Source organism: Micromonospora matsumotoense (assembly GCF_900091525.1).
Taxonomy (GTDB): Bacteria; Actinomycetota; Actinomycetes; order Mycobacteriales; family Micromonosporaceae; genus Micromonospora; species Micromonospora matsumotoensis.
The window spans coordinates 1-5,462 of sequence record NZ_FMCU01000047.1 but is presented as its reverse complement, the minus strand read 5'-3'; the positions used below and the strand labels follow the sequence as shown (position 1 = coordinate 5,462).

Sequence of the window (5,462 nt, the reverse complement as noted above, 5' to 3'; positions counted from 1 at the left end):
GCGGCCACCGGCAGGAACGCCTCCAACATCGACGGCACAAAATGCGCCGTCGACACACGCTCCTCACGAATCAACTCCGCCAAATACGCCGGATCACGATGACCACCCGGACGGGCCACCACCACCGTCCCACCCACCACCAACGGCCAGAAGAACTCCCACACCGACACGTCAAACGTAAACGGCGTCTTCTGCACCACCCGCTCACCCACCACCAACCCGAACCGATCCTGCATCCACCGCAACCGATTCACCACCCCCCCATGCGACACCACCACACCCTTCGGCCGACCCATCGACCCCGACGTGAACAACACATACGCCGGGTGCGCCGCACCCACCCCCACCGACCCCACATCCGGACCGTCCAACCCCACCACCGACTCCAACACGACGAGGGCACCCGCGTCACGCACCAACACCTCCACCCGCGCCTGCGGAAACTCCGGATCAACCGGCAAATACGCACCACCAGCCTTCAACACCCCCAACAACGCCACCACCAGGTCGAGCCCACGGGGCAAACACACCCCCACCACCGACTCCGGCCCCACCCCCACCGACCCCAAATACCTCGCCACCGCACCAGCCCGCACATCCAACTCCCGATACGACACCGACACACCCTCAAACACCACCGCCACCGCATCCGGCGACACCGCCACCTGACGGGCGAACAACGACACAATGGTGTCGTCCACCGGATACGACACCGCCGTGTCATTCCAGTCCACCAACAGCTGGGAACGCTCCTCCGCGTCCAGCAGGTCGATGGCGCTCACTCGCTGCCCGGCATCGTCCGTCAGCAGTTCGAGCATCCGGACGAAACGACGCAGCAGTTGGACAACGCTTGTGGGCTTGAAAAGGTCAGCCGACGCGACCAGTTCTCCGGTCAGGCCGGCCGGTACGCCCGCGTCGTCGAAGGTCTCGGCGAGGCTGAACTCCAGGTCGAACTTCGCCACGGCGCTCCGCACCGAGTACTCCTCGGTCCGCAGGCCCGGCAGGTCCAGCGTCGCGACGGCGTTGTTCTGTAGCGTCAACATCGTCTGGAACAGCGGGTGGCGGGCCAGCGACCGGATCGGAGCAAGCTCCTCGACCAGCCTCTCGAACGGCACGTCCTGGTTACCGAGACCGGCCAGCGTGCTCTCCCGGAGCTGGGCCAGCACCTCGCGCAGGGTCGGGTTGCCGGACAGGTCGGTGCGCAGCACCACCGTGTTGACGAAGAAGCCGACCAGGTCGTCCAGCGCCTCGTCGGTACGACCGGCGGTCGCCGTTCCGATCGGGATGTCGGTGCCCGCTCCGAGTCGGGACAGCAACACGGCGACAGCGGCCTGCAGCACCATCGAGACCGTCACACCCTCGGCCCGGGCCAGCTCGCGGAGCCGGGCGTGCAGGACGGCGGGCACCTCGACGGTGGCGCAGTGGCCCCCGTGTCCGGACACCGCCGGTCGGGCGTGGTCGTACGGCAGGGCCAGCTCTTCCGGAGCGCCGGCCAGCGCGTCCCGCCAGTAGGCGACCTGGGTGGACAGCAGGCTGCCCGGGTCCCGCTCGTCGCCGAGCAGCTCGCGCTGCCACAGCGCGTAGTCGGCGTACTGGACCGGCAGCGGCTGCCAGGTTGGGGCGTGCCCGGCACACCGAGCGGCGTACGCGACCGACAGGTCGTGGGCGAGCCGGCCGATCGACCAGCCGTCACTGGCGATGTGGTGCGTCACGAGAAGCAGCACGTGCTCGTCGGAGGCGGTCGAGAACAGCCGGGCCCGGACCGGCACCTCGTGGGCGAGGTCGAAGGGTTGCCCGGCCAGCTCGGCGATCGCCTCGTCCAGCGCCTCCGGGCCTACCTCGACGGCGCTCAGTCGCCAGTCGAGGTCGTCCAGCGCGATGACCCGCTGGCCGGTCTCACCGTTGACGGTGTCGAAGACGGTGCGCAGGATCTCGTGCCGGCCGAGGACGTCACGCAAGGCGGCGTCGAGCGCGGTGACGTCGACCTGTCCGGACAGCCGCAGCGGCTCGGGCAGGTTGTAGGTCGCGTTGGGGCCTTCCAGCCGGTCGAGGAACCAGAGTCGGCGCTGGGCGAAGGAGAGTGGTGCCCGCTCGGCACGGGCGGCGGCGGTCAGCGGCAGACGGGCCGGGCCGGCCTCGGTCAGCCGGGCGACGAACGCGCGGGGAGTCGGCGCGTCGAAGAGGGCCCGCAGCGTCACCTCGGTGCCGAGGACGTTGCGCAGCCGACCGAGCAGGCGTACGGCAAGCAGCGAGTGTCCGCCGAGCGCGAAGAAGTCGTCGTCGACACCGACCGCCGGCAGGCCGAGTATCTCGGCGAAGACGCCGCACAGCAACTCCTGCCGGGGATCGGCCACGGCCCCGCCGGCGCCGCTTCGGGCAGCGAAGTCGGGGGCGGGCAACGCCCGCTCGTCGAGCTTGCCGTTGACCGTCACCGGCAGGTCGTCGAGGACCACGACCGCCGCCGGGACCATGTGCCCGGGCAGCCGCTCGGCGACGAACCTCCGGACCCGCTCCGGCAGCTCGGCATCCCCGTCGTCGGCTACCACGTAGGCCACCAGCCGCCGGTCACCGGCCGGGTCGGTGTGTACCACCACTGCGGCCCGCACGATCTCCTGGTGGGCCACGACCGCGGCCTGCACCTCCCCCAACTCGATCCGGAAGCCGCGGATCTTGACCTGGCCGTCGGCTCGGCCCAGGAACTCCAACCGTCCTGCGGCGTCCCACCGCACCACGTCGCCCGTGCGGTACATCCGCTCGCCGACGCCACCGAACGGACACGCCACGAACCGGCTCCCCGACAGGCCCGGCTGCCCCAGGTAGCCGCGGGCCACCCCGACGCCGGCGAGGTACAGCTCACCGGCCACCCCGACCGGTACCGGTCGTAGCCCACCGTCGAGGACGTAGGCGCGGGTGTTGGCGATCGGCACCCCGACCAGCGGTCCCGCGCTGTCACCGGTCGGCAGCCCCAGGGCGTCCACGCTGTATTCGGTGGGACCGTACAAGGGCACGAACCACATCCCCGTGGCGTCGCGCAGCTGCTCCCAGAGCCGGGGTCCGACCGCCTCACCACCGAGCAGCAGGATGTCCGGCGGGGCGTCCAACAGGCCGTCGGCCACCAGCTGCTCGGCGTACGTCGGCGTCACGTCCATCACCCCGACGCCCAGCTCGGCCACGTATCGCACCATCGCCGAGGTGTCCCGCCGCACCTCGTCGGAGATCACGTGCAGCTCGTGGCCGGCGACCATCCACAGCAGACCCTCCCAGGACGTGTCGAAGGACAACGATGCGGTCAACGCGAACCGCAGTCGGTGGCCCTCGACGCCTGCCATCACCCCGGACCGGTGGAAGGCGTAGAGGTTGCGCAACCCGCCGTGGGTCACCACCACGCCCTTCGGCCGGCCCGTCGAGCCCGACGTGTAGATCACGTACGCCACCGACTCCGGACCGACAGGTACCGAAAGGTCATCCGACGGCGCGCTCGCCCATTCGGCCTCGACAGCCGGATCGTCGAGCACCAGCACCGGCACACCGTCCGGGGCCAAGTCCGCGGTCTCCCGCACCGCCAGCACCACCGCCGGAGCCGCGTCGTTCACCATCAGGGCGATCCGCTCGGCCGGATACTCCTGGTCGAGCGGCAGATACCCCCCACCGGCCTTCAGCACCGCCAGGATCGCCACCAGCGCGTCCACCCCGCGAGGCAACAGCAGACCCACGAGCGACTCCAGGACGAGCCCGCGGTCGACCAGCAGCCGCGTAAGCCGGTTCGCCCGCCCGTCCAGTTCGGCGAAGCTCAGCGCGACACCGTCGCAGACCACCGCCGTCGCCTCCGGCGTGGCCGCGACCTGGGCCGCGAACACCTCTGGCAGCGACGTCCCCGCAACCGGCAGCGCCGTGTCATTCCAGTCGACGAGCATCCGGTGCCGCTCATCATCGGGCAGCACCTCCACGGCGGCCAGCGGGATGTCAGTCGCCGATTCGAGCGCGCCGATCAGCCCTTCGGTGGCGGTGTGCAGCAGCGCACCGACGGCGCTCGGGTCGATCACTCCGGCGGCGTCTACGGCGAAGGCGATCCGGTCAGCGTCGTCGTCGACCGAGACCGACAGCGGGAAGTTGTCGAACTCGCGGGACGAGACGACGGTGACGCCGTCGATACCGATCTCGGTGCCGGAGATGTTGTGCCGGTAGTTGAAGATCGTGGTGAACAGGGGCTGGTCGGCGGGAACACCGCTGACCCGCTGCGCGACGGCGAGCGGGGCGTGTTCGTGTTCGAGCAGCCCGGCGAGCTGGTCGCGCATCGCGGCAACAGCGGCCCGGGCGGTCAACCGGCGGGTGTCCAGGCGCACCGGCAGGGTGTTGATGAACGGGCCGGGCACCCGATCCGACCCGGAACCGGCGTTCATCCGGCCGAACAGCACGGTGCCGAAGACGACGTCCTCCCGGCCGCTCAACACGGCGAGGGTCCGTGCCCAGGCCGTGTGCAGGATCGTCGCAGGGCTGGTGCCGAGCTCACGGGCGACCCGCCGCAGCCTTTCGGTCAGGGTCGGATCGAGTGGTTCCTCGGCCCGCCGCTGGTCGGTGCCGTCGCCGCGGACGTCCAGCACCCCGTACGCGGCGGTCGACTCGTCGACGTCGCCCAGCAGAGCGGCGAAGTACCGCTCGTGCTCCTCCTCGGTGCCGCTGGCGCGGGCCTGGGCGACGAAGTCGCGAAACGGCAGCGGCCGGGGCAACTCGTCGGCCCGGCCGGACAGGATCGTGCGCACCTCGGAGAGCAGTACGTCGAGTCCGGTGTGGTCCTGCACGACGTGGTGAACCCGGATGAGGGCCAGCCACTGTCCGTCGGTGGTGGGGGCCACCGTGGCGTCCAGCAGCGGCGCGCGGCTCAGGTCGATGGTCCGCCCGGCGGCGGCCAGCAGGTCATCCGGTCCGGCCGCCACGACCTCGCATACGGGTAGGGTCGCGTGCCGCAGGACGGCCTGCACCGGTTCCGTCAGTCCCGCCCAGACCAGGCCGGTGCGGAAGATGTCGTGCCGGTCCACCACCTGCTGCAACGCGGCCAGGAAGTCGTCGAGCAGGCGTCGGTCGACGAAGCGCAGGATGGTGGGCAGGACGTAGGCGTCGGGCCCGTCGGCGGCCAGCAGGTGGTGGAAGAGCAGACCTTCCTGTAGGGGGGCGAGTGGGTAGACGTCGGCGATGTTGGCCGCGCCGCCGTCGACAGCGGCCACGATCCGGTCGACCTCGTCCTGGGTCAGCGACACCAGCGGCAGCATGTCCGGGGTGATCCGGGTGGCACCGACCGGAATCCGGTTCGCCGGCACCCGCGCCTGCCGGACACCCGTGGCAGCAGCCAGAGCAGCAGGCGTCGGAGTCTGGAAGAACGCCCGGACCGCAACCACGATCCCCCGCCGACGCAGCCACTCCACCAACCGCACCACCAACAACGAATGCCCACCCAGAGCGAAGAA

The 5,462-nt window shown here is 70.6% G+C and carries 1 protein-coding gene; it reads right to left on the bottom strand.

Translation table 11 applies throughout. The features are described 5' to 3' along the window. The coding region (locus tag GA0070216_RS33450) for a non-ribosomal peptide synthetase (RefSeq protein WP_141723305.1) at nt 1-5,462 on the bottom strand (5,462 nt) is incomplete at both ends.